This is a genomic window from Dyella sp. SYSU CM1112 (assembly GCF_058216415.1).
Window position 1 is genome coordinate 1 of sequence record NZ_JBZEGI010000093.1, and the last position, 298, is coordinate 298.

At 65.1% G+C, this 298-nt stretch carries 1 protein-coding gene; it reads left to right on the plus strand.

The features are described 5' to 3' along the window. On the plus strand, positions 1-298 hold a 298-nt coding region (locus tag AC4HNJ_RS21765; protein WP_490481709.1), incomplete at both ends, for a GTP cyclohydrolase, FolE2/MptA family.

Consider the following 298-nt stretch of genomic DNA (forward strand, 5'->3'; position numbering starts at 1 on the left):
GACCAGTACCTCAGCGCCCGGCCCGTCAATGCCGCCATGCTGGAAGAACTGCTGCGCGCCTTTCTGGATTCGCACAAGGACTTGGCCGACCGGGCGCGCGTGAGCTTGCGCTTTGACCAGCTGATTCGCCGCCCCGCCTTGCGCAGCGGCAACAGCGGCTGGCGTGCCTACCCGGTATCACTCGAAGCCAGCCTGGGCACCGAAGGCTTTCGTCTGGAACTGGGCACGGAAGTGGTCTATTCCTCCACTTGTCCGGCCTCGGCGGCCCTGTCGCGGCAGCTGATCCAGGAGCAATTCA